22 protein-coding genes, 1 tRNA gene and 1 pseudogene are annotated in these 24,904 nt (G+C 70.1%); 13 read left to right on the forward strand and 11 right to left on the reverse strand.

The genetic code is table 11. From position 1 onward, the window contains the following. The first annotated feature begins 81 nt into the window (after positions 1 to 81). The 4 genes from QMK28_RS01185 (at position 82) to QMK28_RS34135 (ending at position 5,438) form a co-directional block, all read left to right on the forward strand. Positions 82 to 576 carry an effector-associated constant component EACC1 gene (locus tag QMK28_RS01185; protein ID WP_326435031.1) on the forward strand — a complete coding sequence of 165 codons (495 nt, stop codon included), beginning with the start codon at positions 82 to 84 and terminating at the stop codon, positions 574 to 576. Positions 577 to 585: 9 nt separating this feature from the next. Further along, a complete protein-coding gene (locus QMK28_RS01190) occupies positions 586 to 4,416 on the forward strand; it encodes a caspase, EACC1-associated type (RefSeq protein ID WP_326435032.1) in 3,831 nt (1,276 codons plus the stop codon). Positions 4,417 to 4,760: 344 nt separating this feature from the next. Then, positions 4,761 to 4,922: a hypothetical protein gene (locus QMK28_RS01195; RefSeq protein ID WP_326435033.1), complete on the forward strand. Its 162-nt coding sequence runs from the start codon at positions 4,761 to 4,763 to the stop codon at positions 4,920 to 4,922. 300 nt (positions 4,923 to 5,222) lie between these two features. Continuing rightward, positions 5,223 to 5,438, forward strand: a complete 216-nt coding sequence (locus tag QMK28_RS34135; RefSeq protein ID WP_443050483.1) for a hypothetical protein — start codon at positions 5,223 to 5,225, stop codon at positions 5,436 to 5,438. Between the two features lie 173 nt (positions 5,439 to 5,611). Here QMK28_RS34135 and QMK28_RS01205 read toward each other — a convergent pair. From QMK28_RS01205 to QMK28_RS01215, 3 genes are all read right to left on the reverse strand, one after another. After that, positions 5,612 to 5,685, reverse strand: a tRNA-Pro gene (locus QMK28_RS01205). Between the two features lie 50 nt (positions 5,686 to 5,735). Further along, positions 5,736 to 6,101 (reverse strand): Pr6Pr family membrane protein, encoded by a 366-nt coding sequence (locus QMK28_RS01210; RefSeq protein ID WP_326435034.1) that lies wholly within the window; start codon positions 6,099 to 6,101, stop codon positions 5,736 to 5,738. Between the two features lie 313 nt (positions 6,102 to 6,414). After that, complete coding sequence (locus tag QMK28_RS01215; protein WP_326435035.1) at positions 6,415 to 7,341, reverse strand: metallophosphoesterase; 927 nt, start codon at positions 7,339 to 7,341, stop codon at positions 6,415 to 6,417. Between the two features lie 75 nt (positions 7,342 to 7,416). Between QMK28_RS01215 and QMK28_RS01220 the strand changes: the two genes are divergently transcribed. Further along, complete coding sequence (locus tag QMK28_RS01220) at positions 7,417 to 7,884, forward strand: GatB/YqeY domain-containing protein (protein WP_326435036.1); 468 nt, start codon at positions 7,417 to 7,419, stop codon at positions 7,882 to 7,884. A 496-nt stretch (positions 7,885 to 8,380) separates the two neighbouring features. Here the strand turns inward: QMK28_RS01220 and QMK28_RS01225 are convergent, their stop codons facing one another. Then, on the reverse strand, positions 8,381 to 10,654 hold the full coding sequence (locus QMK28_RS01225) for a transglycosylase domain-containing protein (RefSeq protein WP_326435037.1): 2,274 nt from the start codon (positions 10,652 to 10,654) through the stop codon (positions 8,381 to 8,383). 383 nt (positions 10,655 to 11,037) lie between these two features. Between QMK28_RS01225 and QMK28_RS01230 the strand changes: the two genes are divergently transcribed. Next, entirely contained in the window at positions 11,038 to 11,379 is a 342-nt protein-coding gene (locus tag QMK28_RS01230) for a WhiB family transcriptional regulator (protein WP_326435127.1), read from the forward strand. A gap of 300 nt (positions 11,380 to 11,679) precedes the next feature. On the opposite strand, the pseudogene QMK28_RS01235 reads toward QMK28_RS01230, so the two are convergent. Both QMK28_RS01235 and QMK28_RS01240 read right to left on the reverse strand, forming a co-directional pair. Then, positions 11,680 to 13,068 (reverse strand): annotated as a pseudogene (locus QMK28_RS01235) (ArsA family ATPase); the annotation flags it as partial. Then, complete coding sequence (locus QMK28_RS01240) at positions 13,065 to 14,045, reverse strand: ArsA family ATPase (protein ID WP_326435039.1); 981 nt, start codon at positions 14,043 to 14,045, stop codon at positions 13,065 to 13,067. The gene QMK28_RS01240 and the pseudogene QMK28_RS01235, both read right to left, overlap by 4 nt. Before the next feature lie 70 nt (positions 14,046 to 14,115). On the opposite strand from QMK28_RS01240, the gene QMK28_RS01245 reads away from it, so the two are divergent. The 4 genes from QMK28_RS01245 to QMK28_RS01260 all read left to right on the forward strand — a co-directional run bounded on the left by QMK28_RS01245 (position 14,116) and on the right by QMK28_RS01260 (position 16,725). After that, positions 14,116 to 14,277 carry a hypothetical protein gene (locus tag QMK28_RS01245; protein ID WP_326435040.1) on the forward strand — a complete coding sequence of 54 codons (162 nt, stop codon included), beginning with the start codon at positions 14,116 to 14,118 and terminating at the stop codon, positions 14,275 to 14,277. After that, on the forward strand, positions 14,274 to 14,738 hold the full coding sequence (locus QMK28_RS01250; RefSeq protein WP_326435041.1) for a RidA family protein: 465 nt from the start codon (positions 14,274 to 14,276) through the stop codon (positions 14,736 to 14,738). The genes QMK28_RS01245 and QMK28_RS01250 overlap by 4 nt, the downstream gene beginning before the upstream one ends. Positions 14,739 to 14,839: 101 nt before the next feature. Next, positions 14,840 to 15,898: an NUDIX hydrolase gene (locus QMK28_RS01255; RefSeq protein WP_326435042.1), complete on the forward strand. Its 1,059-nt coding sequence runs from the start codon at positions 14,840 to 14,842 to the stop codon at positions 15,896 to 15,898. Beyond that, positions 15,895 to 16,725 (forward strand): MBL fold metallo-hydrolase, encoded by an 831-nt coding sequence (locus QMK28_RS01260; protein ID WP_326435044.1) that lies wholly within the window; start codon positions 15,895 to 15,897, stop codon positions 16,723 to 16,725. The genes QMK28_RS01255 and QMK28_RS01260 overlap by 4 nt, the downstream gene beginning before the upstream one ends. A gap of 428 nt (positions 16,726 to 17,153) precedes the next feature. Here the strand turns inward: QMK28_RS01260 and QMK28_RS01265 are convergent, their stop codons facing one another. After that, entirely contained in the window at positions 17,154 to 17,828 is a 675-nt protein-coding gene (locus QMK28_RS01265) for a Crp/Fnr family transcriptional regulator (protein ID WP_326435045.1), read from the reverse strand. Between the two features lie 295 nt (positions 17,829 to 18,123). On the opposite strand from QMK28_RS01265, the gene nth reads away from it, so the two are divergent. From nth to QMK28_RS01280, 3 genes are all read left to right on the forward strand, one after another. Beyond that, positions 18,124 to 19,080 (forward strand): endonuclease III, encoded by a 957-nt coding sequence (nth, locus tag QMK28_RS01270; RefSeq protein ID WP_443050484.1) that lies wholly within the window; start codon positions 18,124 to 18,126, stop codon positions 19,078 to 19,080. 70 nt (positions 19,081 to 19,150) lie between these two features. Next, positions 19,151 to 19,843, forward strand: a complete 693-nt coding sequence (locus tag QMK28_RS01275) for an NUDIX hydrolase (RefSeq protein ID WP_326435047.1) — start codon at positions 19,151 to 19,153, stop codon at positions 19,841 to 19,843. A gap of 147 nt (positions 19,844 to 19,990) precedes the next feature. Next, complete coding sequence (locus tag QMK28_RS01280) at positions 19,991 to 21,190, forward strand: MarP family serine protease (protein ID WP_326435048.1); 1,200 nt, start codon at positions 19,991 to 19,993, stop codon at positions 21,188 to 21,190. A 183-nt stretch (positions 21,191 to 21,373) separates the two neighbouring features. Here the strand turns inward: QMK28_RS01280 and QMK28_RS01285 are convergent, their stop codons facing one another. From QMK28_RS01285 to nhaA, 4 genes are all read right to left on the reverse strand, one after another. After that, on the reverse strand, positions 21,374 to 21,568 hold the full coding sequence (locus tag QMK28_RS01285; RefSeq protein WP_326435049.1) for a hypothetical protein: 195 nt from the start codon (positions 21,566 to 21,568) through the stop codon (positions 21,374 to 21,376). Between the two features lie 209 nt (positions 21,569 to 21,777). After that, a complete protein-coding gene (locus tag QMK28_RS01290; protein WP_326435050.1) occupies positions 21,778 to 22,740 on the reverse strand; it encodes an alpha/beta fold hydrolase in 963 nt (320 codons plus the stop codon). Further along, positions 22,737 to 23,195: a phage holin family protein gene (locus QMK28_RS01295; RefSeq protein ID WP_326435051.1), complete on the reverse strand. Its 459-nt coding sequence runs from the start codon at positions 23,193 to 23,195 to the stop codon at positions 22,737 to 22,739. The genes QMK28_RS01290 and QMK28_RS01295 overlap by 4 nt, the downstream gene beginning before the upstream one ends. A gap of 142 nt (positions 23,196 to 23,337) precedes the next feature. Then, positions 23,338 to 24,729, reverse strand: coding sequence for a Na+/H+ antiporter NhaA (gene nhaA, locus QMK28_RS01300; protein ID WP_326435052.1), 1,392 nt, complete (start codon positions 24,727 to 24,729; stop codon positions 23,338 to 23,340). Positions 24,730 to 24,904 lie beyond the last annotated feature (175 nt).

The raw sequence follows: 24,904 nt of genomic DNA on the forward strand, positions 1-24,904 counted from the left end.
GGATGTCGGCATTATCATGCGCCGCTGCGCCGCTGCGCCGCTGCGCCGCTGCGCCGCCGAGCAGCTCGGATCACGTCAGTCTTGGACGCCTTCCAGCCAACCGCAGGCACCTCGGCAGCATGCTGGGTACCCTTTTCACTCTGTGCGCCGAAGGCGCAGGACAAAGCGGGAGGGGACGGCGTGGGCACGGCTCGGGAGGTTCGTCATCGGATCGGCTTGCTCGATGAGGATCCGCTGCGATCCCGGCGAGAAGCCAGAGAACTGATCGCCGAACTCGCGCAGGCCGACGCCGAAGCCGTCCTCGATGTGCCGCAGCCGCAGGAGGCGGACGACAGCGCCAAGGGCTCGGTGGGCTCAGCCCCGTTGGACACGATCGGAGTGCTGATCGGTGCCGGGTCGCTCATCGTCACCGTCGTACAGGCATGGCTCGCTCGCGTGCCGAACCGCACGATCAGCGTCACACGACCGGACGGCACAGCGCTGAAGATCACTGGCAAGCAGGCGCAGGAGGACGGTGCGCTGCTCGACCGCTTCCTCTCCGGAGAATCGGACGATGCCACCGACTCCGAAGACTGATCGGCGCAGATGGACAACGACCGTTACGCGATGCTCATCGGCGTATCGAGCTACGACAGTGCGGAGTACCACGAACTCCCGGCTGTTCGTGCCGACTTGCACTACATGCAGGCCGTGCTGGAGAGCACCGAGATCGGAATGTACAACGACTGCGCGGTCGTCGCCGAGCCCACACGAGCCGAGATGCTGCACGCCATCGAGGCTTTCCTCGGGGAGCGGCAGCGGAGCGATACGGCGCTGCTGTACTTCAGCGGGCACGGGGCGTTCTGCGAGACCGACAGTCAGCTGTACTTCCTGACCCGGGACGCGGACAAGGAGGATTTACCGGGTACCGCGGTGTCAGCCGAGTTCCTGGAGCGGATGCTGCAGGATTGCCGGGCCTCCTCGAAGATCGTGCTGCTGGACTGCTGCTCCAGCGGCTCCGTGGTGCAAGGATGGTCCTCCAAGGGTTCCGCTCCGGAGGAAACCGCCCCCGAGCACAGCACGCTGCTCCGCCCCACCGGCGTCTACTTCATCACGGCCTCGGACGCGCTCCAGGCCGCCTCGGCGATGGCGCCGCCAGGTTCCTCACTCGGCACATCACGGTTCACCGGCGAGATCGTCGAGGGCCTGCGCAACGGTCGTATCAAGGACGGCGGGTGGATCACGCCCGACGATCTCTTCACGTATCTCGGTCAGCAGATGGCCCGCAACGGGGTGCCGGAGGAACAGCGCCCCACCAAGTCGACGATCCGTGCCACCCGGAGCCTCCCGTTCGCCCGCTCGGTGGCACAGCCGGTCTTTCTGCCGCCGCTGCCCGGCTCACGCACCGCGGAGGCCGCCGCGCCGTCCCGTGCGCTGCTCAAGGCACGTGAGCGCGCCGAAACCGACGCGCAGGCGGGGATCGACTGGCAGCGGCTCATCACGTACTACGTGAGCTGTATCGGCGCGCAGACCGCCGCCGAGATGATGCCCGAGCGCGAACGCGGTAGGGACAGGGACTACTTCCTGCTGGGCAGCGGCGATGAGACGGTCCAAGCCGGGCTGACCCGCTCCTTTCCCGCGCCACAGCTCCCCAAGGCCAAGGACGGCCGGCAGAACGAGTACTGGTACGGCTACCCGGCCATCACCCTGCCCTCCGACGGAGGGGCCGGGCGCGGCAAGGTCTCCGTGCGCCTGGCGCCTCTGCTTCTGCAGCAGATGGAACTCGTCCCCGATTCCTCGGGCAGGGCCACGCTCCGGCCGAGCGGGGTGCCGTCCGTGCACACCGGCCTGCTCACCCAGTTGATGTCCCCGGACGAGGCAGCGGAACTCGTCGCCCGGTGGCAGCCCAGCTGGCAGGAGGGCAACGGCAATCAGATGCTTCGGGCGGTCCGGGAGCTGCTGAAGGAGCTTTCGCTCCCCGAGCTGGAGCCGCTGGACATCTCCGCGCTGAGCGGCGCGAGCGTGATGACCACAATGAGGCCTGGGGCGCACAACGCGGCGATGTTGCTCGTGACGTCAGGCTCCGACAAGACCACAGAGGGGCTGGTGGACAACCTGCTGCAGATGTCCACCCGCGCCGCGGAGATCGCTGGAACCGCGCTGGGTGCGCTCCTGCCGGGGGAAGCCTCAGCCCCTGAGGCCAAGGAAGCACCGGCGGTCGTGGTGTCCTCCGGCCCGTGCAACGAGAGCCAGGAGAGTGTGATCCGCGCTGCCATGGAGCAGTCGGTGACCGTGGCAACGGGGCCGCCGGGAACCGGGAAGAGCGAGGTGGTCACTGCCCTGGTCACGACGTGTGTCCAGGCCGGGAAGTCCGTGCTGGTGGCTTCGACGAACAACGAGGCAGTGAACGTCGTCGCGGAACGGTGCGACGAGATCGCGCCCGGGCTGCTGTTCCGTACCGGGAACGTCGAGACCCGCGTGCGTGAGGCCGAGAAGCTTGAAGGACTGCTGCGGCAGCACCCTGACCAGCCCGACCGCAGCTCCGCCACCGTCGCGGGCGAGCTCCGGAACACCCATGCCCAGGTGGCTGCGAACAGGCAGTCCGCTGCCAGGCATGTGCGCGAAGAGCTGCGCCTCTCCGGGATCTACGGAGAGCGGGAGGCGAAGGCGAGGGCACTGGACGCACCGGTCGGCCTGCTGTCGTCCGCCTGGGCCGGCCAGGACGCCGCACTTGACCGCTGGGAAGGGCGAGCGCGCAGAGCGCTGCGCGCGCGGTGGTTCGCTCGGTGGCGCAGGGCGCGAGCCGCGGCGGCGTTCATTGAAGCCGCAGGCTCCGGTGACGTGGTGTCCTGGACGGCCCCCCGGCCTACGGAGGCCGAACAGCTGGAGCTTCTGGCGGACTTCGCCGGCCTCGAAGTCGAGCTGCGGTCTCTGCTGACCGGACACGCCAAGGGCGACGAGCAGGAGATGCGGGCCGCGTCGCTGTGGGCTGCCGCGCGGCTCAGTGGACTGTCCGGCGAAGCCTCTCGGGCCCGGTCCGCCGAAAAGCTGCGCCCTGCACGAGATTTGCTGAATCAGCGTCTGCAAGTACTTCGCCAGGGACGGGGCTACCAGAAAAGCCAGAAGAACCTGATGGCGCAGATCAAAGGCTGGGCCATCAGCACGCATTCCGTGCGGCAACTTGAGCTCTCCCCTCGGCTCTTCGACCTCGTTGTCATCGACGAGGCGAGTCAGTGCTCTATCCCGTCCGTGCTGCCGCTGCTCTTTCGCGCCAAGCGCGCACTGATCATCGGTGATCCGATGCAGCTGGGGCACATCGCTTCGATCTCGCCGCAACAGGAGAGGCAGGCTCGGGAACGCGCCGGGTTGAGCGCCGCGTGGCTCGAGGAGCACCGGCTCTCCTACCGGGCGCACTCCTCGTACCACGCGGCAGCCCAGCACGGTGCATCAGCGCTGCTCCTCGACGAGCACTACAGATGCCACCCGCAGATTGCTCATCTCGTCAACGGATACTGCTACGCCGGTCAGTTGCGGGTCCTCACGGATGTCCGGCGGCATGTACCGGCGGTGGATCTGACCGGGGCATCGGAATCACCACCGGTGCTGTGCTGGGTGGACGTGCCGGACGGCGTCTGTGCCCAGGGCAGCGGGGGCGGCTCCTGGCGCAATCCCGGCGAGGCCGCCGCCGTCGAGCAGGTGGTGGCCAAGCTTCTCCGGAATCTTCCCGAGGATGCCACGATCGGCGTCGTCACCCCTTTCCGGGCGCAGAAGGAATATCTGGAACGGGCGCTGCGCGATGATCGTGTCCGGGTCGGGACCGTCCACGCCTTTCAGGGCGGTCAGCGCGACATCATGGTGCTGAGCCTTGTCGCCACCCACAACACTCCTGCGGGCACCACGCATTGGGTCGCGGGTCAGGTGAATCTCTGGAATGTCGCGATCACGCGGGCGAAGTCGCAGTTGATCACGGTGGGCCAGCACGCCTTCTGGAAGCAGCACGCCGGGCTTCCCGCCAAACTCGCCGAGCAATCCGCCCTCGTGGCAGTCGACTCAGGCACGGCCCAGGCGGAAGGGACGCTCACTCCGCCGCATGCGCTGAGCCCCTCGCGCGCGTATGAAGCCCTCGCGGACCGGCTTCAAGCACACCTCGGCTCTTGCGGCATCACCGCGATCGATCGCTCGGCAGCCGTTGGTGGGCATCCGGTCGACTTCGTGGTCACCGTGCACGGAGAGAACATCGCCGTACTGATCGATGAGGGACCCGCCGAGGGTGAAGATCACGCTCGGCACCTGCGTCTCACACATGCGCGTGGCGATCTCCTCGTCGGGCTTCCGTCCGGTGGAATCGGAGCGAAGCCCGGCCCTGTGGCCAGATCGGTGCGTGTCCCGGCATGGCAGATCACGGCCGGTGAACGCCTGCCGGGACTGACGTGCTGAGCGCCGGCCGGCCAGGTGCCGTATCCCGTCGTCGCCTGCTCTTCGCCCGGCCGGCCAGGCGCTGGGGTGCCGCCCCGCGTCTCGCGGCACCCGGCAAACCCGTACGGGCGGAGTTCGCCCGGATGAGAAGGACGGCTCGGTCACGGCCCACTGCGTATCGGCGCCGTCCGTGTGACGTACTGGCTGGCTCCTGGCCGGAGAGCTGTTCTGCTCGCCGTGTTCCGGAAGACGAAGATGCGGCAGACCGACGAGGTCCTGAGAGCGCACAGGGCCCGAAAGCGCTGTGAGGCCGCGCACCCTTCGGCGGGTGCGCAGGACGCTTACAGTAGGCCCGAGGAGGACTCATGAGCAGCGGATACCACACCAGCTGGAAGGTCCCGCCCGAGCACCGCGAAGACCCCGCCTACCGGGCAGCCGGGCGCCGGATGGACTTCGCGCAGGCGGTCTACGACCGCCGCTCCCGCTCGGCTGGAGCAGCGCGGAACTCGCACGTCGCGTCGGCCTGACCGAGGAGGACATCGAATCCATCGAGGAGAGCGGGGCGGACCCGACTCTCGAACTCATCGAACAGTTCGCCGACGCGCTCCACTCCGGCGCACGCATCGATCCCGACTCCACCCCGGAGTTCCGTTTTGAGGAGCGGGCTGCCTGACACTGAGCATCCCCTCGTAGCGTGGAGACCGTGAATGCAGGGGAAGTTGGGAGTCATGGCAGACACGAGGCGGAAGTTCGACGCGGAGTTCCGTGAGGGGGCTGTGCGGATCGTTGCCGAGACGGGCAGGCCGATCGCGTAGGTCGCGAAGGAGTTGTGGATCAACGACACGACGCTGGCCAGCTGGGTGTCGCGGGTGAAGAGGGCCGGCGGGGACGGGACGCTGAGCGTGCCCGAGCGTGAGGAGCTGGCCCGGCTGCGCCAGGAGAACACGCTGCCACGTGACCACCGGCATGCGGAGACGGCTGCTGATCGGACTTACAACGCCGTGGGAGGCGTCACTCGACGCCTGCCTGGCTATGAGCCGTAGCTCGCCGGTGGCTGTGCTCGATGCGTTGCTGCGAGCACGCTCGATGGCGCATCAATAGCATCGGGAGCCGGATTTCGGGATCGGCTCCCAAACGGCTCCCAAAGGGGCCTCAGCAACGGGTCAGGGGCCTGATCCACTGAGTGGATCAGGCCCCTGACCTGCTGTTACAAGCGTCGGGGTGGCGGGATTTGAACCCACGCCCTCTTCGTCCCGAACGAAGCGCGCTACCAAGCTGCGCCACACCCCGTTGCAACGAGCCCTACTCTAGCGGACCGATCGCCGCAGACGAAATCCGGTTTATCGGGTCCCTCGCAGGTCGGGACGTACGCGGTCGAGGGCGGAGAGGATCACGGTGAGGACGTAGAAGGAGAGGCCGAATACGGCGCTGTTCGTGAGGACGCCGGCGCAGCCGTGGAGACCGACGTCCAGGAAGGGATAGAGGTAGCGGGCCTCGGTGCCGGGGGCGAGGGCGGCGCCGAGGATCAGGGTGAAGGCCAGGTAGGCGAGCGGGTAGGCCAGCCACTGCCAGGTGTAGCGCAGGCGCAGGCCGCCGGGGAGCGTCAGCAGCAGCCAGTCGACCGCGACGGCGATCGGTGTGACGGTGTGCAGGAGCTGGTTCGACACCGACCGGGCGCCGCTGATCTCTGTGATGTCGCCGGTCATCGCTGAGCACCCTCGGCACGTCGCCGACGGCGCAGTCGATGCTGACGCCGGTGACGGCGGCTGCTGCGATGAGCAGCCGGAAGACGGCGACGGCCGGGCGGCGCATGGCCGGGACGACCGCAGAAGCGGGCGCCCCGGCGGCGCTCACCGCGCTGTCTCTGGTGTGCGGTGTGTGCTGGGTGTGCGTGGGCAGGGTCGGGCGGATCATCACTCCACCGTAAAACGCGCCCCGGGCGTGCTGCCCGAACCCTCGCGCCCCGGCGCGCGAAACTCCCCGCGCGCCGGGGCGCTCAGTGCGCCGCCGCGCTCCGGGTCAGCTCCGCGCCGTCAGGGTCAGCAGGGTCGCCTCGGGCGGGCAGGCGAAGCGGACCGGGGTGTAGCGGTTCGTGCCGCAGCCCGCCGAGACGTGGAGGTATGAACTCTGGTCGCCCACGCGGTGCCTGGAGAGCCCCTTGACCCGCTTGGCGTCCAGATCGCAGTTGGTGACCAGGGCCCCGTAGAAGGGGATGCAGAGCTGCCCGCCGTGCGTGTGACCGGCGAGGACCAGCGGGTAGCCGTCGGCCGCGAAGGCGTCCAGGACGCGCAGGTACGGCGCGTGGACGATGCCCAGCGACAGGTCCGCGCCGCTCTCCGGGCCGCCCGCGACCTCGGTGTAGCGGTCGCGCTTGATGTGCGGGTCGTCGAGCCCGGTCAGGGCGATCTCGATGCCTTCGAGCTTGAGCCGGCCGCGGGTGTTGGAGAGGCCGACCCAGCCCGCCGCGTCGAAGCCGTCGCGCAGCTGCTCCCACGGGTTGTGGACGGCGTTTACCACGGGCGCGTTGCCGTTGAGGCCGTGCTTGCCGTTGGTCTTCTCCAGCAGGTAGCGGGCCGGGTTGCGCAGCTTCGGGCCGTAGTAGTCGTTCGAGCCGAACACGTAGGCGCCGGGGAACTCCATCAGCGGGCCGAGCGCGTCGAGGACCTCCGGCACGCCGTCCGGGTCGGAGAGGTTGTCACCCGTGTTGACGACGAAGTCCGGGCGCAGCCCGGCGAGCGACTGGAGCCAGCGTTGTTTCTTGCGTTGCCCGCCCACCATGTGGATGTCGGAGACCTGCAAGACCCGCAGTGGGCGCATGCCGGGTGGCAGCACGGGCACGGTGACCCGTCGCAGCCGGAAGGACCGGACTTCGAAGCCGGCGGCATAGGCGAGGCCGGCCGCGCCGACTGCCGTGATTCCCAGGGGTACTCCGTATCGCGCGCGCATGGCCCCATCGTCGCAGACCGCGGGGGCCCCGGAAATCGGCGGGTCTTTCGCGGATGTACTGGCAGACTCGTCGGCATGACCACGCTCAAGAAGCAACTGCAGGAAGACCTCACCAAGGCGATGAAGGCGCGCGACACGCTGCGCTCCTCCACCCTGCGTCTGACCCTCTCGGCGATCACCAACGAGGAGGTCGCGGGCAAGACGGCCCGTGAGCTGTCCGACGACGAGGTGCTCAAGGTGATCACCCGCGAGGCGAAGAAGCGCCGCGAGTCGGCCGAGGCCTTCGAGCAGGGCGGGCGCGCGGAGTCCGCGGCTCAGGAGCTGGCCGAGGGCGAGGTGCTCGCGGAGTACCTGCCGAAGCAGCTGTCCGACGAGGAGTTGAACGCCCTGGTCGCGGAGGCGGTCGCGGAGGCCGTGGCGGCCGGCACCGAGGGGCCGCGCGCGATCGGCGCGGTGATGAAGCTCGCGAACGCGAAGGTCGCGGGCCGCGCGGAGGGCGGCCGAGTGGCCGCCGAGGTCAAGCGACTGCTGGCAGCGGGCTGAGCCGTACGCACGCGCGGCGCGGTACTGGCCTTCGGCGACGTTGCCAGGCACGAGGGCGACCGTACGCACGCGCGGACGCGGGGGCACTCACGTTGCGGGGCACGTAGGGCGAACGGCAACGCGCGGCGCGGGGCACGTAGGGCGAACGGCAACGCGCGGCGCGGGGCACGCAGAGCGAGCGGCGCGCCGCGAACGTCATCGCAGGGCGAACAGCAGCGCACGGCGAGCAGCACCGCCCGCCGCAGGGAACGCTGCCGAGCCACCCGCACCGCCGCAGGGTGCCGCCGCATGGCCCAACGCGTACCGCGACACCGCGCAGTCCACAACCGCACCACCCGGCGCGCACCACCCGGCGCTCAGCGTCCAGCGCGGAGCGCCCGGCGCACAGCGCGAGAAGGGGGCGTGCGGCCCGCTGGTTCACGCGGGTCGCACCGGGGGGCCCCACGCCCCCTTCTTCATGCTCTGCGCGGACTACTGGTCCGCCGCGCGACCGGCGCTAGCGACCCCAGCCCCCGCCGTTCCCATGGCCCCCGCCGTTGCCGTGGCCGCCACCGATGAGGTCCGGCGGGATCGACACGTCCGGCCAGGGATCGCTGTCGTCCCCGCCATCGCCGCCGCCGGCCCCGCCACCGCCGTTGTTCCCGCCGCCGCCGGGCTTGTTGTCGCCCTCATCCCGGCCTGCGTCGCCACCCGCCCCGCCACCATCGCGTTTGCCCTTGTGCGGGTTGGAGATCGGCACGGTGTTGAAGTCCGGCGCGGGCTTGCCCGCCAGCGCCCCCGCCATCGCGTCCTTCCAGATCGGCCCCGGCACCTGGCCGCCGAAGACCTTCGGGTGGTAGACGCCGCCGATGTTGATGCCGACCATCCGCTGCTCGTGCCGCGGGTCGCCGACCCAGACCGCGCCGGACATGTTCGGCGTGTAGCCGACGAACCAGGCGGCGTAACGGCCGTCCGTCGTACCGGTCTTGCCCGCGCTCGGCCGACTGCTGAGCCCGGCCTCCTTGCCGGTGCCGTCCTCGACCACACCCTGGAGCAGGGTGTTGATGGTGTCGGCGGTCTTCTCGGTCATCGCCCGCTCGCAGGTGGTCTTCGGCACCTTCATGGACTTGCCGGTCGGCCCGGTGATCGATTCGATCGCGATCGGGGTGCAGTGAACGCCGCGGTTGGCGAAGGTGGCGTAGCCGTTCGCCATCGTCAGCGGTGACATCTCCTGGGTGCCCAGGGTGATGGACGGCACCTGGTCGATGGCCCTGCCGTCGGCGCGGGCGATGCCCATCCCGTCGGCCATCTTCGTCACCGGGCAGATGCCGATGTCGCTGATGAGCTGGACGAAGTAGGTGTTGACCGACTTCGCGGTCGCCTCCTTCATCCCGTACGGGCCGACCTCGGAGGAGTTCTCGTTCTCCACCGGAGCGCTGCCGGACCACTGGCCGCGGCAGGTGTTCACCGGGCTCGGGTACTGCATCTGGTACGGCGCGGGGTAGGACTTCGAGGCGCTGGTGCCCTGCTCCAGCGCGGCCGCCGCGATCACCGGCTTGAAGGTCGACCCGGGCTGGTAGCCCGCGCCGCCGCCCATCTTGCGGTCCACCGACAGGTTGATCTGCGTCTCGTTGGTGCCGAAGCCGTACGGGCGGCTCTGGCCCAAGCCGAGAATCTTGCCGGTGCCGGGCTCGACGATCGAGGCCGCGGTCGCGACCTTGTCGTCCTTGTAGACATGTCGGCTTATCGAGCTCTGGACCGACTTCTGCGCCTGCGGGGCGAGCGTGGTCCTGACGGTCAGGCCGCCCTGGTTCCAGCGCTTGGCGCGGTCCTGCTTCGTCTTGCCGAACACCGGGTTCTGGAGGAAGACCTCGCGTACGTAGTCACAGAAGAAGCCCGCGCCGTTGGTCGAGGTGATGCAGCCGTTCTTGGGCCGGCTGACCTTCATCCCGAGGCCCTTCTTCTTCGCCGCCGCGGCCTGCCGCGGGGTGATGTCCTTGAGCTGGGCCATCCGGTCGAGCACCGTGTTGCGACGCTTGGTGGCCTCTTCGGCGTCGTTGACCGGGTCGTAGCGGCTCGGCGACTGGACGATGCCGGCCAGCAGCGCCGACTCGGCCAGCGTGAGGTCCTTGGCCGACTTGCTGAAGTAGCGCTGGGCGGCGGCCTCGACGCCGTACGCCTGCTGCCCGAAGAAGGTGATGTTGAGGTAGTTGCTGAGGATCTTCTTCTTCCCCAGCTCCTCCTCGACCTGGATCGCGTACTTCAGTTCCTTGACCTTGCGGCCGATGGTCTGCTGGGTGGCCGCGGCGACCTTGTCCCGGTCGTCACCGGCCTCCTCCACGAAGACGTTCTTCACGTACTGCTGGGTGAGGGTCGAGGCGCCCTCGCTGTTGCCGCCGCTCCGCGCGTTCTTGTTGAGCGCGCGGAGGATGCCCTTGAGGTCGATCGCGCCGTGCTCGTAGAAGCGCGCGTCCTCGATCGCGACGATCGCCTTCTGTATGTACGGGGAGATCTTCTTGAGCGGCACCACAGTGCGGTTGCGCGAGTAGACGCTCGCGATCTGACCGCCCTCGGCGTCGAGAATCGTCGTCTTCTGGCTCAGCGGCGGCTGCTTGAGGTTGGCCGGGATCTCGTCGAACCCCTCGACCGATCCCTTGGCCGACAAGCCCAGCGCACCGACGGCGGGAAGGGCGATACCGGCCAGAACTGCCCCGGAGAGCACACTGACCCCGAGGAACTTCGCGGCCTGCTGGGTCGCAGTCAGACCCCCGCCCGAGCGCTTCATTGACATGGAAGCACCCTACGTTCTCAATCGCCGGACAGACGCCTGTGTGTTCGCTTACGCTGATCAAGCCTTTCGCAGAAGTGCCTATTCGCGCGACCTCCGCTCTCACTCTTGTGAGTGATGAGATGTGCCCGGATTGCCGCCAAGTGTCACTGGACGTCCCCTGTGGTTCGGGTGAAGTATCCCGATCTGCCGCTTAAGTCCACAATGTCGCTCGCTCACTCCGGTGGGTGATCTGCCGCGTACGCATAGTCCGTTCGGGCCATTCAAGATTGGGCCCGAAGGGGGTGTTGCGCCCTGCCTACCTTCCGTAACGTCCTCAACTGGCAACGGTGAATATGCCGCTGCCGCCGTGGGGGAGCCTCGATTCGGGAGAGGACGGCGCCAGCATGAGCTGGGTAACCGACTGGAGTGCGCAGGCAGCCTGCCGCACTACCGATCCGGATGAACTGTTCGTTCAAGGGGCAGCGCAGAACAGGGCCAAGGCGGTCTGCACCGGTTGCCCGGTGCGGACCGAATGCCTTGCGGATGCCCTCGACAATCGCGTCGAGTTCGGCGTGTGGGGTGGGATGACCGAGCGGGAGCGGAGGGCGCTGTTGCGCCGCCGGCCGACCGTGACGTCATGGCGTCGTCTCCTGGAGACCGCGCGCCATGAATACGAGCGCGGGGCGGGACTGCTGCCGGACGACCTCGATGAAGTCGACTACGAGACCTATGCGGCAGTCGGGTAGCACCTCACGGCGGCCGGACCGCCGAGTGTTCAGCCGACTGACGCGCGGAGCGCTGACTCAGGCTCACGAGCCGCTCCTGGCTCACTGGTTGGCGCGGCGCGAGCCGCATCGCGTACGGGCCGCAGAGCTGCTCCCGTACGGATCAGCTCGCCGTACGGGCTGACGCGTCCCGTACGGGGCTCACGCGCCCAGCGAGTCGCTTTCGGCCACCGGGTCGCCCCGGCCTGCCGTAACGCTTCGGCCTGTCCCGTCGCCCGACCGGTCCGTCGACCGGTCAGTGTCGCCGTCGCCCGACCGGCCTGCGAGCCGTTCGCCTATCGTTCGCAGTCCCGTCAGGTCGTGCACGTCACCGGGCAACGCGGCGACCTCCGCGACGGGCACCTCCGGGTGCAGCGCGGCGAAGCGGTCGCGCGTGCGCCGTTCGCGGGCCAGCACCTGCATGCGCTCCGCGTGCAGCAGGAGCAGCCCCGCGGCCAGGCCCGCCGAGGTGTCGGCGCCGCCGGCGACATCAGCCGTGTCGGTGGTGCCAGCGCTCTCGGCCGCACCAGTTCGCTTGTCAGCCCCAACGGTCTTGTCCGTACCAGCCGTTACGGTTGTACGAGGATCAGTCTCCCCGCTATCGAGATCGACAATGCGACCTCCGGCAAGATCTTCTGTCGGTGCGGTTCCCCCGGTGGTTTCCGGCGTGCTCGCGGACGCGGTCCGCGGCGGGCCGGACGTGGTGCCGGACGCGGTGTCCGCCGAGGTGCCGTCCGTCAGCGCCTCCGCGGCGGCCAGCGCCCGCTCCGCGCTGAGCTGAGGGGCCCCGCTGCTGTGCACCCGGTTGAGGACGAGCCCGGCCAGCGGCATCCGCTCGGCGGCCAGCCGCTCGACGAAGTACGCGGCCTCGCGCAGCGCGTCCCGCTCGGGGGCGGCCACCACCAGGAACGCGGTTCCAGGCGCCTGCAACAGCCGGAACGTGGCGTCGGCCCGGGTCCTGAAGCCGCCGAACATCGTGTCCATCGCCGCCACGAAGGTCTGCACGTCGCGCAGCAGTTGGCCGCCCATCACCTTGCTGAGAGTGCCCGTCATCATCGACATGCCGACATTGAGGAACTTCATGCCGGCCCGGCCGCCCACCTTCGCGGGAGCCATCAGCAGCCGGATGAACTTGCCGTCCAGGAACGAGCCCAGCCGCTGCGGGGCGTCCAGGAAGTCCAGTGCGGAGCGGCTCGGCGGGGTGTCGACGACGATCAGGTCCCACTCGTCGCTCGACCTGAGCTGGCCGAGCTTCTCCATCGCCATGTACTCCTGGGTGCCCGCGAAACCGGCCGAGAGCGACTGGTAGAAGGGGTTCTCCAGGATCGAGCGGGCGCGGTCGCCGTCCGCGTGCGCCTCGACGATCTCGTCGAAGGTCCGCTTCATGTCGAGCATCATGGCGTGCAGTTCGCCGCCCGCCTCCGCGCCCACGCCACCGACCCGGCGCGGGACGTTGTCGAGCGAGGCGATCCCCATCGACTGGGCCAGCCTGCGGGCCGGGTCGATGGTGAGCACGACGACCTTGCGGCCGCGCTCGGCCGCCCGTACCCCCAGCGCCGCCGCGGTCGTCGTCTTGCCCACTCCGCCCGAGCCGCAGCACACGATGATCCGGGTCTGCGGGTCGTCGAGCAGCCGGTCGGCGTCCAGCCTGGGCGCCTCGTCGAGGGTCATACAGCCTCCTGCCACTGCTTGCGCAGATCCACAGCCAGCCGGTAGAGACCGGCCAGGTCGATTCCCTCGGTGAGCAGTTCGAGCTCGTGCGTCGGCAGCCCGAGCTCCGCCAGCTCCGCCCGCTGTTCGCGTTCCAGCGTGACGCGCTCGGCATGCTCTCGGGCCTCGTCGAGCAGCGGGTCGACCAGCCGCTCGGCGAGCCCGCCGCGCCGCGCGCCGCCCAGCCCGGCCTGCGACAGTGCCTTGGCTATGCGCGCTCGGTCGGCGCCCGCGACCGCGACGGCCTTCTCGTCCAGCACCGGCGGGCGCGTCATATTGACGACGACGCTGCCCACCGGCAGGCCGGCCGCGCGCAGCTCCGCCACCCCGTCCACCGTCTCCTGGACCGGCATCTCCTCCAGCAGCGTCACCAGGTGGACCGAGGTCTCGGGCGACTTCAGGACGCGCATCACGGCCTGTGCCTGGTTGTGTATCGGCCCGATCCGGGCCAGCCCGGCGACCTCGTCGTTGACGTTCAGGAAGCGGGTGATCCGGCCGGTGGGGGGCGCGTCCATGACCACCGAGTCGTAGATCCGGCGGCCGTCCTTGCCCTTGCGGCGGACCGCCTCGCACGCCTTGCCGGTCAGCAGGACGTCCCGTAGGCCCGGCGCGATGGTGGTCGCGAAGTCGATCGCGCCGAGCTTCTTCAACGCTCGGCCCGCGCCGCCCAGTTTGTAGAACATCTGGAGGTAGTCCAGGAGGGCGCGCTCGGCGTCGATGGCGAGCGCGTGCACCTCGCCGCCACCCGGCGCGACCGCGATTTTGCGCTCCTCATAGGGAAGCGCCTCGGTCTCGAAAAGCTGGGCGAGCCCTTGCCGCCCCTCGACCTCCACCAGGAGAGTGCGCTTGCCCTCTGCCGCGAGGGCGAGCGCGAGTGCGGCGGCGACCGTGGTCTTCCCGGTACCGCCCTTACCGCTGACGACATGGAGCCTGCTCACATCAGGAGCCTAACCAGTAGCGGTCCGGGCTACGCACGAGGCGGGGGGAGAGAGGCATTACAGTCGCCACATGACGAAGTGGGAATACGCGACCGTGCCGCTGCTCGTACACGCGACGAAGCAGATCCTGGACACCTGGGGCGAGGACGGCTGGGACCTCGTCCAGGTCGTGCCGGGTCCGAACAACCCCGAGCAGTTGGTGGCCTACCTCAAGCGGGAGAAGCAGGCATGAGTGCGATCGAGCAGAAGCTCGCCTCGCTGGGGATGAAGCTCCCGGCCGTCGCGGCGCCGCTCGCCTCGTACGTCCCGGCGGTGCGCTCCGGCGCGTACGTCTACACCGCGGGGCAGCTGCCGCTGGTCGAGGGCAAGCTGCCGGTGACCGGCAAGGTCGGCGCCGAGGTGACGCCGGAGGAGGCCAAGGAGCTGGCGCGCACCTGCGCGCTCAACGCCCTGGCCGCCGTGAAGTCCGTGGTCGGTGACCTGGACCGGATCGTGCGCGTCGTCAAGGTCGTCGGCTTCGTCGCCTCGGCGACGGACTTCACCGGGCAGCCGACCGTCGTCAACGGCGCGAGCGAGCTGCTCGGCGAGGTGCTGGGCGACAAGGGCATCCACGCGCGCAGCGCGGTCGGTGTCGCGGTGCTTCCGCTGGACGCACCCGTCGAGATCGAGTTCCTGGTCGAGGTCGAGGACTGAGCCGGTCCGCAGCGGCCTGACGGAGCGGACCGGCCTGACGGGCCGGCCGCCGCCGCGGAGTGCCACTCGAACATCCTCCTGGCAGCGCATAGCATCCGGCCATGTCCACTACCAATGGCCAGTGGTACCCGCCGGAATGGCCGGACCGGATCAGGGCGCTCGCGAGCGGCGAACTCACGCCGGTGGCGCCGCGCAGGGCCGCGACCGTGATGCTGCTCAAGGACACGTCCTCCGGGACGGCCGTCCACATGCTCCGCAGACGCGCCTCCATGGCTTTCGCCGGGGGCGCGTACGCGTATCCGGGCGGCGGCGTGGACCCGCGGGACGAGCGCGAGGTCGCCTGGGCGGGACCGGCGCGCGAGGTGTGGGCCGCACGCCTGGGCACCGACGCGACCGCGGCCCAGGCCATCGTCTGCGCGGCGGTACGCGAGACCTTCGAGGAGGCGGGCGTGCTGCTGGCCGGGGCGAGGGGGGACACCGTCGTCGACGACACGACGGACGACACCTGGGAAGCCGACCGCGCGGCGCTGGTCGCCCGCGAGCTGTCCTTCGCCGACTTCCTGACCCGCCGCGGCCTGGTGCTCCGCTCCGACCTGCTGGGCGGCTGGGCGCGCTGGATCACGCCCGAGTTCGAGCCGCGCCGCTACGACACCTGGTTCTTCGTGGCCGCGCTGCCGAAGGGCCAGCGCACCCGCAACGCCTCGACGGAGGCGGACCGTACGGTCTGGGTCCGGCCCGAGGACGCGGCGGCCGGCTACGACCGGGGCGAGCTGCTGATGATGCCGCCGACGATCTCCACGCTGCGCCAGCTGCTGCCCTACGGCAGCGCGGCCGAGACGCTGGCCGCTTCGGCGGGCCGGGATCTCACGCCGGTACTGGCCCGCGCGGAGCTGTCCGACTCCGACGGCGAGATCGTGCTGAGCTGGCCGGGGCACGATGAGTTCACGAAGCGGATCACTTCTACGGGCGGGGCCGGCGGGGGCGTGACCGGCGCGGGCGGGGGCGCGACCGGCACCGGCGCGAGCCCCCCGGGGCCGGCTGCTCCCGGCGGCACGGCGTCCACGACTGAGACCTCCGCGACCGAGACCTCCACAACCGAGACCGTCACGAAGACTGACGCTTCCACGACCGAACCTTCTACGGGCGGAGCCTCCGCATGACCTACGCAGCCTCCCTGCCCGGACAGCCCCGCGGCGGGGACATCGCCGGCCCGGCGACGGACCGGGCGGTCTGCGTCCTGGCGCCGAACGCCTCCGCGATGACTCTGGACGGCACCAACACCTGGATCATCGCCGAGCCGGACTCGGACCTGGCGGTCGTCATCGACCCCGGCCCGCTGGACGAGGGCCACCTGCGCGCGGTCATCGACACCGCGGCGCGAGCGGGCAAGCGGATCGGGCTGACGCTGCTCACCCACGGCCACCCGGACCACGCGGAGGGCGCGGGCCGCTTCGCCGAACTGACCCGTACCCACGTACGCGCCCTGGACCCGGCGCTGCGCCTCGGCGACGAGGGCCTGGGCGCGGGGGACGTCATCACCACGGGCGGGCTCGAACTCGCCGTCGTACCGACCCCCGGGCACACCTCCGACTCGCTCTCCTTCCACCTCCGGGCCGACGCCGCCGTGCTCACCGGCGACACGGTCATCGGACGCGGCACGACCCTCGTCGCGCATCCGGACGGGCGGCTCGGGGAGTACCTCGACTCGCTGCGGCTGTTGCGCTCGATGACCGTCGACGACGGCGTCACCACGATCCTGCCGGGCCACGGGCCGGTGCTGAACGACGCTCAGGGCGCCGTCGAGTTCTACCTCGCGCACCGGGCGAACCGCCTGGCGCAGGTCGAGACAGCGGTGGAGGCGGGCTACCGCGACCCCTCCGAGGTGGTCGCCCACGTCTACGCCGACGTCGACCGCTCGCTGTGGCCGGCCGCCGAGCTGTCGGTGCGGGCCCAGCTCGACTATCTGGGCGAGCATGGGCTGATCTGAGGGCGCGGCCTGGGCGGTCCGCCTGGGCCGGTCCGACGGCGTGCACGCGGCGTGCACGCGGGGGTGCAGAGCGTGGGCGGGGGCGTGCGGTGCGGTCCGAGCGCCCGGCGCGGGGCAGCGCGTACGAGCGGAGGGGCGCTCCACCGTCGTGGTGGAGCGCCCCTCCGGCAGTTCGTGCGTGTTTCGCTTCTCCGGCGCGGGATGTGAGCCGTACGGATGGTGTGAGCTGTACGGGCGATGCGAGCCGTACGGGCCGCGCAGGCGGGCCCGTACAAGCAGGGGCCGCCCCTGGGGCTCGTACCGCCCCGCAGGCCTCGTACGCCCCGCGCAGGTGCGTCGGACAGCCGCCAGACAGCATCGGACGGCCGTCAGGGCAGGACCGGACTGTGCCGTCCGGCGATATCCGAACGGCCGTCAGGCGATACGCGTCAGCGCGACCGCTTCGCCAGCCGCTCGACGTCCAGCAGGATCACCGCGCGGGCTTCGAGCCGCAGCCAGCCGCGGCCGGCGAAGTCCGCGAGGGCCTTGTTGACCGTTTCGCGGGAGGCGCCGACGAGCTGGGCCAGCTCTTCCTGGGTCAGGTCATGGACGACGTGGATGCCCTCCTCCGACTGCACGCCGAAGCGGCGCGACAGGTCGAGGAGCGCCTTGGCCACGCGGCCGGGCACGTCGGAGAAGACCAGGTCCGACATCGAGTCGTTGGTGCGCCGCAGCCGTCGGGCGACGGCGCGCAACAGGGCGGTGGCCACCTCCGGCCGGGCGTTGAGCCAGGGCTGCAGGTCGCCGTGGCCGAGGCCGAGCAGCTTGACCTCGGTCAGCGCGGTGGCGGTGGCGGTGCGCGGGCCCGGGTCGAACAGCGACAGCTCGCCGATCAGCTCACCGGGGCCGAGGACGGCGAGCATGTTCTCGCGGCCGTCCTGGGACGTCCGGTGAAGCTTCACCTTGCCCTCGGTGACCACATAGAGCCGGTCGCCGGGGTCACCTTCGTGGAAAAGGGCATCGCCTCGTGCGAGGGTCGCCTCTCCCATGGAGGCGCGCAGCTCAGCGGCCTGCTCGTCATCGAGCGCCGCAAAGAGCGGGGCGCGCCGCAGAACGTCGTCCACGAGTTCTCTCCTTGTCGACATGCTCAGGGTGACCGTTGTCCCCATCATGCCGGACGTAAAACAGTGCGATCGATCACAAGGATGCCGGACGACTGTCGCGGCGCGTACGGCAGGGGGCGGATTGGGGTGTGTATTGGCCGTGGCCCGGGTGAATGTCGGTGCCTGGCCTTACGCTGGCCGAGTGTCCAATACGCCGGTGAGAGCACAGGGCAAGGGGGCCGGGCGGGTGACCGGGGTCCGTAATTCCGCTGTGGGCGAACAGTCGCCCGCCAACACTTTGAAGGCCGCAAAAGCAGTGGAAACGCCGAAAAAGCCCCGATCCATACGAAAGCCCGCCGAGGCCGCGCAGAAGCCGGCTCCGGGCGAGCCGAAGGCGACCAAAGCCGCGGTGAAGGCGACCAAAGCCGCGCCGAAGACCGCCAAGGCCGAGCCGAAGACGGCCAAGCGCGTGTCGGACGCCGCCGAAGGCCGGCCGAAGCCGGCCAAGGGCGAGTCGCGGCTCGGCATGATCCGCCGTGCCCGCCGCATCAACCGCGAGCTCGCCGAGGTCTACCCGTACGCCCACCCCGAGCTCGACTTCGAGAACTCCTTCGAGCTGCTGGTGGCCACGGTCCTCTCCGCGCAGACCACCGACCTGCGGGTGAACCAGACGACCCCGGCGCTCTTCGCTGCCTACCCCACCCCCGAGGACATGGCGGCGGCCGACCCTGAGGCGCTGGAGCAGCTGATCCGGCCCACCGGGTTCTTCCGGGCCAAGGCCAGGTCGCTGCTCGGCCTGTCCGCCGCGCTGCGTGACAGGTTCGGCGGCGAGGTGCCGGGCCGGCTGGAGGATCTGGTGACGCTGCCCGGCGTCGGCCGCAAGACGGCGAACGTGGTCCTGGGCAACGCCTTCGGCGTACCGGGCATCACCGTCGACACGCACTTCGGGCGGCTGGTGCGGCGCTTCGGCTGGACCGACCAGGAGGACCCGGTGAAGGTCGAGGCGGAGATCAGCGAGATCTTCCCGAAGGGCGAGTGGACGATGCTCTCGCACCGCGTCGTCTTCCACGGCCGCCGTGTCTGCCACTCCCGCAAGCCCGCGTGCGGCGCCTGCCCGATCGCGCCGCTCTGCCCCTCGTACGGTGAGGGCGAGACCGACCCGGAGAAGGCGAAGAAGCTGCTCAAGTACGAGATGGGCGGCCTGCCGGGCCAGCGCCTCAAGCCGCCGCCGGGCTACCCGGGCGAGCCCGCGCCGCCGCTGGGAGCCGAGTGAGCGCCCGGCCCGTCCGCGGCCCGCGTACGGGCGGCGGGACCGGTCCGGCGCGTCACCGTGGAGGATGCGTATGACGAGTGCGAAAGACACCTTCGGCGGTGAGATCACGCTCAGCGAGCAGGGCCTGCCCGACTGGCTCACCGCCGTGGCGCGGGCGTCCCACACGATCGAGCCGCAGCAGCTCAGCCGGTTCCTGCCGCCCGCGGTGGGAGGCCGGAAGTCCGCTGTCCTGATCCTGTTCGGCGAGGGGGAGCGCGGGCCCGAGCTGCTGCTCATGGAGCGGTCGAGCAGCCTGCGCTCGCACGCGGGGCAGCCCTCCTTCCCCGGCGGTTCACTCGACCCGCAGGACGGCGACCCGGAGCGGGACGGCCCGCTGCGCGCCGCGCTGCGCGAGGCCGAGGAGGAGACCGGCCTCGACCCGGCGGGGGTGCAGCTGTTCGGCGTGCTGCCCCGGCTCTACATCCCGGTCAGCGAATTCGTCGTGACACCCGTCCTCGGCTGGTGGCGCAGACCGAGCCCGGTGGCCCCGGTCGACGCGGCCGAGACCGCGCGGGTCTTCACCGTTCCGGTGGCGGATCTCACGGACCCCGCCAACCGTGTGACGACCCGGCACCCGAGCGGCCACCGCGGACCGGCGTTCGCCGTCGGAGGCGCGCTGGTCTGGGGGTTCACCGCCGGGGTGATCGACCGCATTCTGCATTACTCGGGCTGGGAGCGGCCCTGGGACAGCAGCAGACAGGTGCCACTCGACTGGCGTGCATGAGACGGTATGGCGGTGCTTCATCTCCCGGGGGCCCCTCGGGGGATCGTGACATCGGCGGTCGGCGCCGCGGACCTCTGACCACCCACCGGGCATCCGGTGACCCCACCGGGCATCCGGGCCGGTGACGTCTATGCGAGGCAAACTTCGGTGAACGTGCTGGATATCCTGCTGCTGCTCGCCGCCGTGTGGTTCGCGGTGGTGGGCTACCGCCAAGGCTTCGTCGTCGGCATCCTGTCGGTGATCGGGTTCATCGGCGGCGGCCTCATCGCGATCTATCTGCTGCCCCTGGTCTGGAACGAGGTCTCGGAGGACTCGTCGCCGGGCTCCTTCGGCGCGGTCGCCGCGGTGGTCGTAGTGATCATCTTTGCCTCGGTCGGCCAGGCGATCACCACGCATCTGGGCAATAAGCTGCGCCGCTTCATCACCTGGTCACCGGCCCGCGCGCTGGACGCGACCGGTGGCGCGCTGGTCAATGTGCTGGCGATGCTGCTCGTCGCCTGGCTGATCGGCTCCGCCCTGGCCGGCACCTCGCTGCCGACGCTCGGCAAGGAGGTCCGCAACTCCAAGGTGCTGCTCGGCGTCTCGCGGGTGATCCCGGACGAGACCAATACCTGGTTCGCTGACTTCAGCGCGGTGCTCGCGCAGAACGGCTTCCCGCAGGTCTTCGCGCCGTTCTCGAACGAGCCCATCACCTCTGTGCCGGCCCCCGACCCGAAGCTGGCCAGCAGCCCGGTCGCGGGCCGCGCCAAGCAGAGCATCGTCAAGGTGGTCGGCACCGCGCAGAGCTGCAACAAGGTCCTGGAGGGCACCGGCTTCGTCTTCGGCAGGAACCGCGTGATGACCAACGCGCATGTCGTCGGCGGGGTCGACGAGCCGACCGTGCAGATCGGCGGCGAGGGCAAGCTCTACGACGCCAAGATCGTGCTCTACGACTGGGAGCGCGACATCGCGGTGCTCAGCGTGCCCTCGCTGGACGCGCCCTCGCTGAAGTTCACCGGGGGCGACGCCAGGAGCGGCGACGGCGCGATCGTCGCCGGCTACCCGGAGAACGGCGCCTTCGACGTCCGCCCGGCGCGGGTGCGCGGCCGGATCTCCGCGAACGGCCCCGACATCTACCACCGTGACACCGTCCGGCGTGATGTGTACTCGCTCTTCGCCACGGTCCGGCAGGGCAACTCGGGCGGCCCGCTGCTCACTCCGGACGGCCGGGTGTACGGCGTGGTGTTCGCCAAGTCCCTGGACGACGCGAACACCGGCTACGCCCTCACCGCCGACGAGATCCGCGAGGACATCGTCAAGGGGCGTACGGCCTCCCGGACGGTGGACAGTCAAGGCTGCGCTATGTGATCGCGATGTGACGGAGTGACGAGCGGCGTCGGCGCGCCGGATGTGATGGCGCGCCGGATGCCGCTCGGTCGCGGCGGGCACCACGAGAATTCAGTCGCGTGGGAATTCAGGCGCGTGGGAGATCAGCCGCGGGATCAGCCGCGCGGGAGCGGTCGCCAGTCGCGCGGCAGCCGTCGCCCGGGATCAGTTGCGCGGATGCCGCAGGCGCGCGCTCACCCAGCGCGCGCGGCGGCGCAGGATATGTGGAATGCCCAGGGGTTGGGTTCTGCTGCTCGGATCGCTCGAAGAGTGATCCGGCGCGCCCCTCTCCCGGATTCCGAGCGCGGCGGCCGCGCGCCGGTTGTGTGACACATCACGGTAGTCGTGCGTCCAACCCATACCCCGCACTGTGCCCGTGGTCCAAGGTCGGTAATCACCTGTGGGTCCGTCAATTGGCCTATGCGCCCGGCAATTGGCTGTTCGATGGACGCTTGTTCTGGTCCCGTTCGGCACCCGTCCGATTCCGGCTCGATTCCGGCCATCGGTGTCCGTTTAACGGTGCTTGATGACCAGTGTCCGACTACCGGCGTCCGAGTACCGGTGCCCGACTACCGGTCGGGTTCGGGGTCCTTGAGCCAGTTGATGAGCTCCGTGGAGAAGGCGATCGGGTCCTCCTCGTGCGGGAAGTGCCCGAGCCCGTCGAACAGCCGCCAGCGGTACGGGGCCTCCACGTACTCCCCGGAGCCCGCCGCGCTGCGCGTACGCATCACCGGATCGAGCGACCCGTGCAGATGCAAGGTCGGCACCCGCACCGGCCGCCGCATCCGGCGGTTGAACTGGATGCCGTCCGGCCGCGCCATCGAGCGCACCATCCAGCGGTACGGCTCGATCGAGCAGTGCGCCGTCGACGGGATCATCATCGCCTGCCGGTAGACCTCCACGGCGTCGTCCTCGGGCAGCCGCGGCCCGGACCACTCGCGGACCAGCCGGCCGACCATCGAGGCGTCGTCCGCGAGCAGCTGCCGCTCCGGCAGCCACGGCCGCTGGAAGCCCCAGATGTACGAACCGGCCGTGCTCTGCCGGAAGTCGCCGAGCATGGCGGAGCGCCAGCGCCGCGGGTGCGGCATCGAGGACACCACGAGCCGCCGGACCAGCTTCGGCCGCATCACGGCCGCCGTCCAGGCGAGGTATCCGCCCAGGTCGTGCCCCACCAGCGCCGCGTCCGGTTCGCCGAGCGAGCGGATCACGCCGGTGACATCGAGCGCCAGATTGCCCGGGTCGTAGCCGCGGGGCGTACGGTCGCTGCCGCCGACGCCGCGCAGATCCATCGCCACCGCGCGGAAGCCGGCGTCGGCGAGCGCGGACAGCTGGTGCCGCCATGACCACCAGAACTGCGGGAAGCCGTGCAGCAGCAGCACCAGCGGTCCCTCGCCCATCTCGGCGATGTGGAAGCGCGCGCCGTTCGCCGCGACCTCCCGGTGCGTCCAGGGCCCGTCGGGGCGTACGACCGACGAGGGGGTCCGGGACGGAGTGGATGGCGCGGGCACCGCCGAGGTGTCGGAAAGCGTCATACGGACGAGCGTGTCACATCCACGGCCAGTGGGCTCCCGTCGGCCGTCACGCGCGGATGCGGCTTGACGCTCCCCAGTACGGACGCGGTCTGTTTGGCCGAAGCGATGGTCTTCTCCGGCGGCTTGACCTTCTTGAACTTGGCGACGGCGAACAGCCCGAGCAGGGCCGCGAGCAGCAAGTAGGCCCCGCCGACGATCAGGAAAGACCAGGCGAGCCCGAGGCCCAGATGGTGGATGCCGTAGGCCGCGGCGAAACTCAGCACCGGGAGCGCGAACAGGGCCAGCACCCCGGCCGCGCCGATGGCGCTGCCACCGATGCCGACGCGCTTGGCGTCCTGCCGCAGTTCGGCCTTGGCCAGTGCGATCTCGTCGTGCACCAGCGCGGACAGCTCGGTCGTGGCCGAGGCCACCAGCTGCCCGAGGCTGCGGTTCGCGCCGTCGTCGGCTGCGCTCATCGCGTTCTCCCTCTACTCATCAGCGGTCATGCACGGTCATGCACGGTCATGTTCGGTCATGCGGTGCTCGTCGGCCGGGGGCCGTCGTACGCCGGTCGTCATTCGGCGGTCATTACCCGTGGGTTTCCGCTACCGCCTCAGATCATGCCGGACCATCGTGCTTCGCGCTGCTCCCGTCGGCCACTTCGGCCAGCCGACGGTGTTCGGCCGCCCGCGCATCGAGGATGTCGGCCATCCGGAGGTGGTAGGCCGGATCGTCCGCCTCGTAGACGTCCGGGATGCCGTCCTGGTCCTCGTCCCGCTCCTCCTCCTCGCACAGCTTCCGGTACTTGTCGTTGCGCAGCTTGAGCAGCACGCAGGCCAGCGCCGCGGCGAGCAGCGAGCCGATCAGCACCGCCGCCTTCACCTCGTCGGCCAGCGCCGGGTCATCGGCGAAGGCCAGTTCGCCGATGAGCAGCGAGACGGTGAAGCCGATCCCGGCGAGCGAGGCGACGGCGAACACATCGCTCCACGCGAGGTCGTCGTTGAGCTGGGCCTTGGTGAACCGGACGGCGAGCCAGGAGCCGCCGAAGATGCCGAAGGTCTTGCCGAGGACCAGGCCAGCGACCACGCCCAGCGTCTCCGGCCGGGTGAACACGTCGGCGACGGCCTGGCCGGAGATGGAGACCCCGGCGGCGAACAGCGCGAACAGCGGGACGGCGAGGCCGGCCGACACGGGCCGTACGAGGTGCTCGATGTGCTCGGCGGGCGAGTGCTCCTCGCCGTCCCGGAGCGTGCAGCGCAGCAGCAGGCCCATCGCGACGCCCGCGACCGTGGCGTGCACGCCGCTGGCGTGCATCAGCGCCCAGATGACGAGGGCGAGCGGGAGGTAGATGTACCAGCCGCGGACGCCCTTGCGGTGCAGGACCCAGAAGACGACCAGGCCGAGTACGGACAGCCCGAGGGCGACGAAGTCGATGTCCTTGGTGAAGAAGACCGCGATGATCAGGATCGCGAAGAGGTCGTCGACGACCGCGAGGGTGAGCAGGAAGGCGCGCAGCGCGGACGGCAGTGAGGTGCCGATGACCGCGAGGACGGCGAGCGCGAAGGCGATGTCGGTGGCGGTCGGGACCGCCCAGCCGCTCATGTCGCCCCCGGCGGAGGCGTTGACGGCGACGTAGACGAGGGCGGGGACGATCATGCCGCAAAGCGCCGCGACCACCGGCAGGGCCGCCGCCTTGGGGTCGCGCAGCTCGCCCGCGACGAGTTCGCGCTTGAGCTCGATGCCGGCGACGAAGAAGAAGATGGTCAGCAGGCCGTCCTTGGCCCAGGACGCCACCGAGAGGTTCAGGTGCAGCGACTCGGGGCCGAAGCTGAAGTCCTTGACGTCCCGGTAGAAGCCGTCGAGCGGGGTGTTCGCGAGGACGAGCGCGAGGATGGCCGCGACCAGCAGCAGGACACCGCCGACCGTCTCGGTGCGCAGCGCGTCCGCGATGAAGGTTCGTTCGGGCAGTCCTTGACGTCCGAGGAACTTGCGGCTGGTGGGTGCGGACAAGGGGATGACCTCCGGTCGGGTTCGGCAGCGGAGCCGCAGCCGAAACACAGCTGTGGCAGTTGCCGACCAGACTTCCCGGCGCACCATTCGTTCTTGTCGCGTTGTTGACGCGGCAGTCACTCTACCCGGGGGGCGCGCGAGGGCTATCCGGCGATCTTCACTTTACGGTCGGGCG

This window comes from Streptomyces sp. H27-D2 (genome assembly GCF_035828615.1).
Classification (GTDB): domain Bacteria; phylum Actinomycetota; class Actinomycetes; order Streptomycetales; family Streptomycetaceae; genus Streptomyces.

What these genes read in the sequence shown, in the direction of transcription:
- QMK28_RS01295 (WP_326435051.1), bottom strand. Translation starts at nt 23,195, where the DNA reads ATGAGCGCAGCCGACGACGGCGCGAACCGCAGCCTCGGGCAGCTGGTG.
- QMK28_RS01275 (WP_326435047.1), top strand. Translation starts at nt 19,151, where the DNA reads ATGACGAGTGCGAAAGACACCTTCGGCGGTGAGATCACGCTCAGCGAG.
- QMK28_RS01230 (WP_326435127.1), top strand. Translation starts at nt 11,038, where the DNA reads ATGAGCTGGGTAACCGACTGGAGTGCGCAGGCAGCCTGCCGCACTACC.
- QMK28_RS01210 (WP_326435034.1), bottom strand. Translation starts at nt 6,101, where the DNA reads ATGACCGGCGACATCACAGAGATCAGCGGCGCCCGGTCGGTGTCGAAC.
- QMK28_RS01195 (WP_326435033.1), top strand. Translation starts at nt 4,761, where the DNA reads ATGAGCAGCGGATACCACACCAGCTGGAAGGTCCCGCCCGAGCACCGC.
- QMK28_RS01225 (WP_326435037.1), bottom strand. Translation starts at nt 10,654, where the DNA reads ATGTCAATGAAGCGCTCGGGCGGGGGTCTGACTGCGACCCAGCAGGCC.
- QMK28_RS01285 (WP_326435049.1), bottom strand. Translation starts at nt 21,568, where the DNA reads ATGGGTTGGACGCACGACTACCGTGATGTGTCACACAACCGGCGCGCG.
- QMK28_RS01215 (WP_326435035.1), bottom strand. Translation starts at nt 7,341, where the DNA reads ATGCGCGCGCGATACGGAGTACCCCTGGGAATCACGGCAGTCGGCGCG.
- QMK28_RS01260 (WP_326435044.1), top strand. Translation starts at nt 15,895, where the DNA reads ATGACCTACGCAGCCTCCCTGCCCGGACAGCCCCGCGGCGGGGACATC.
- QMK28_RS01190 (WP_326435032.1), top strand. Translation starts at nt 586, where the DNA reads ATGGACAACGACCGTTACGCGATGCTCATCGGCGTATCGAGCTACGAC.
- QMK28_RS01290 (WP_326435050.1), bottom strand. Translation starts at nt 22,740, where the DNA reads ATGACGCTTTCCGACACCTCGGCGGTGCCCGCGCCATCCACTCCGTCC.
- QMK28_RS01220 (WP_326435036.1), top strand. Translation starts at nt 7,417, where the DNA reads ATGACCACGCTCAAGAAGCAACTGCAGGAAGACCTCACCAAGGCGATG.
- QMK28_RS01255 (WP_326435042.1), top strand. Translation starts at nt 14,840, where the DNA reads ATGTCCACTACCAATGGCCAGTGGTACCCGCCGGAATGGCCGGACCGG.
- QMK28_RS01245 (WP_326435040.1), top strand. Translation starts at nt 14,116, where the DNA reads ATGACGAAGTGGGAATACGCGACCGTGCCGCTGCTCGTACACGCGACG.
- QMK28_RS01250 (WP_326435041.1), top strand. Translation starts at nt 14,274, where the DNA reads ATGAGTGCGATCGAGCAGAAGCTCGCCTCGCTGGGGATGAAGCTCCCG.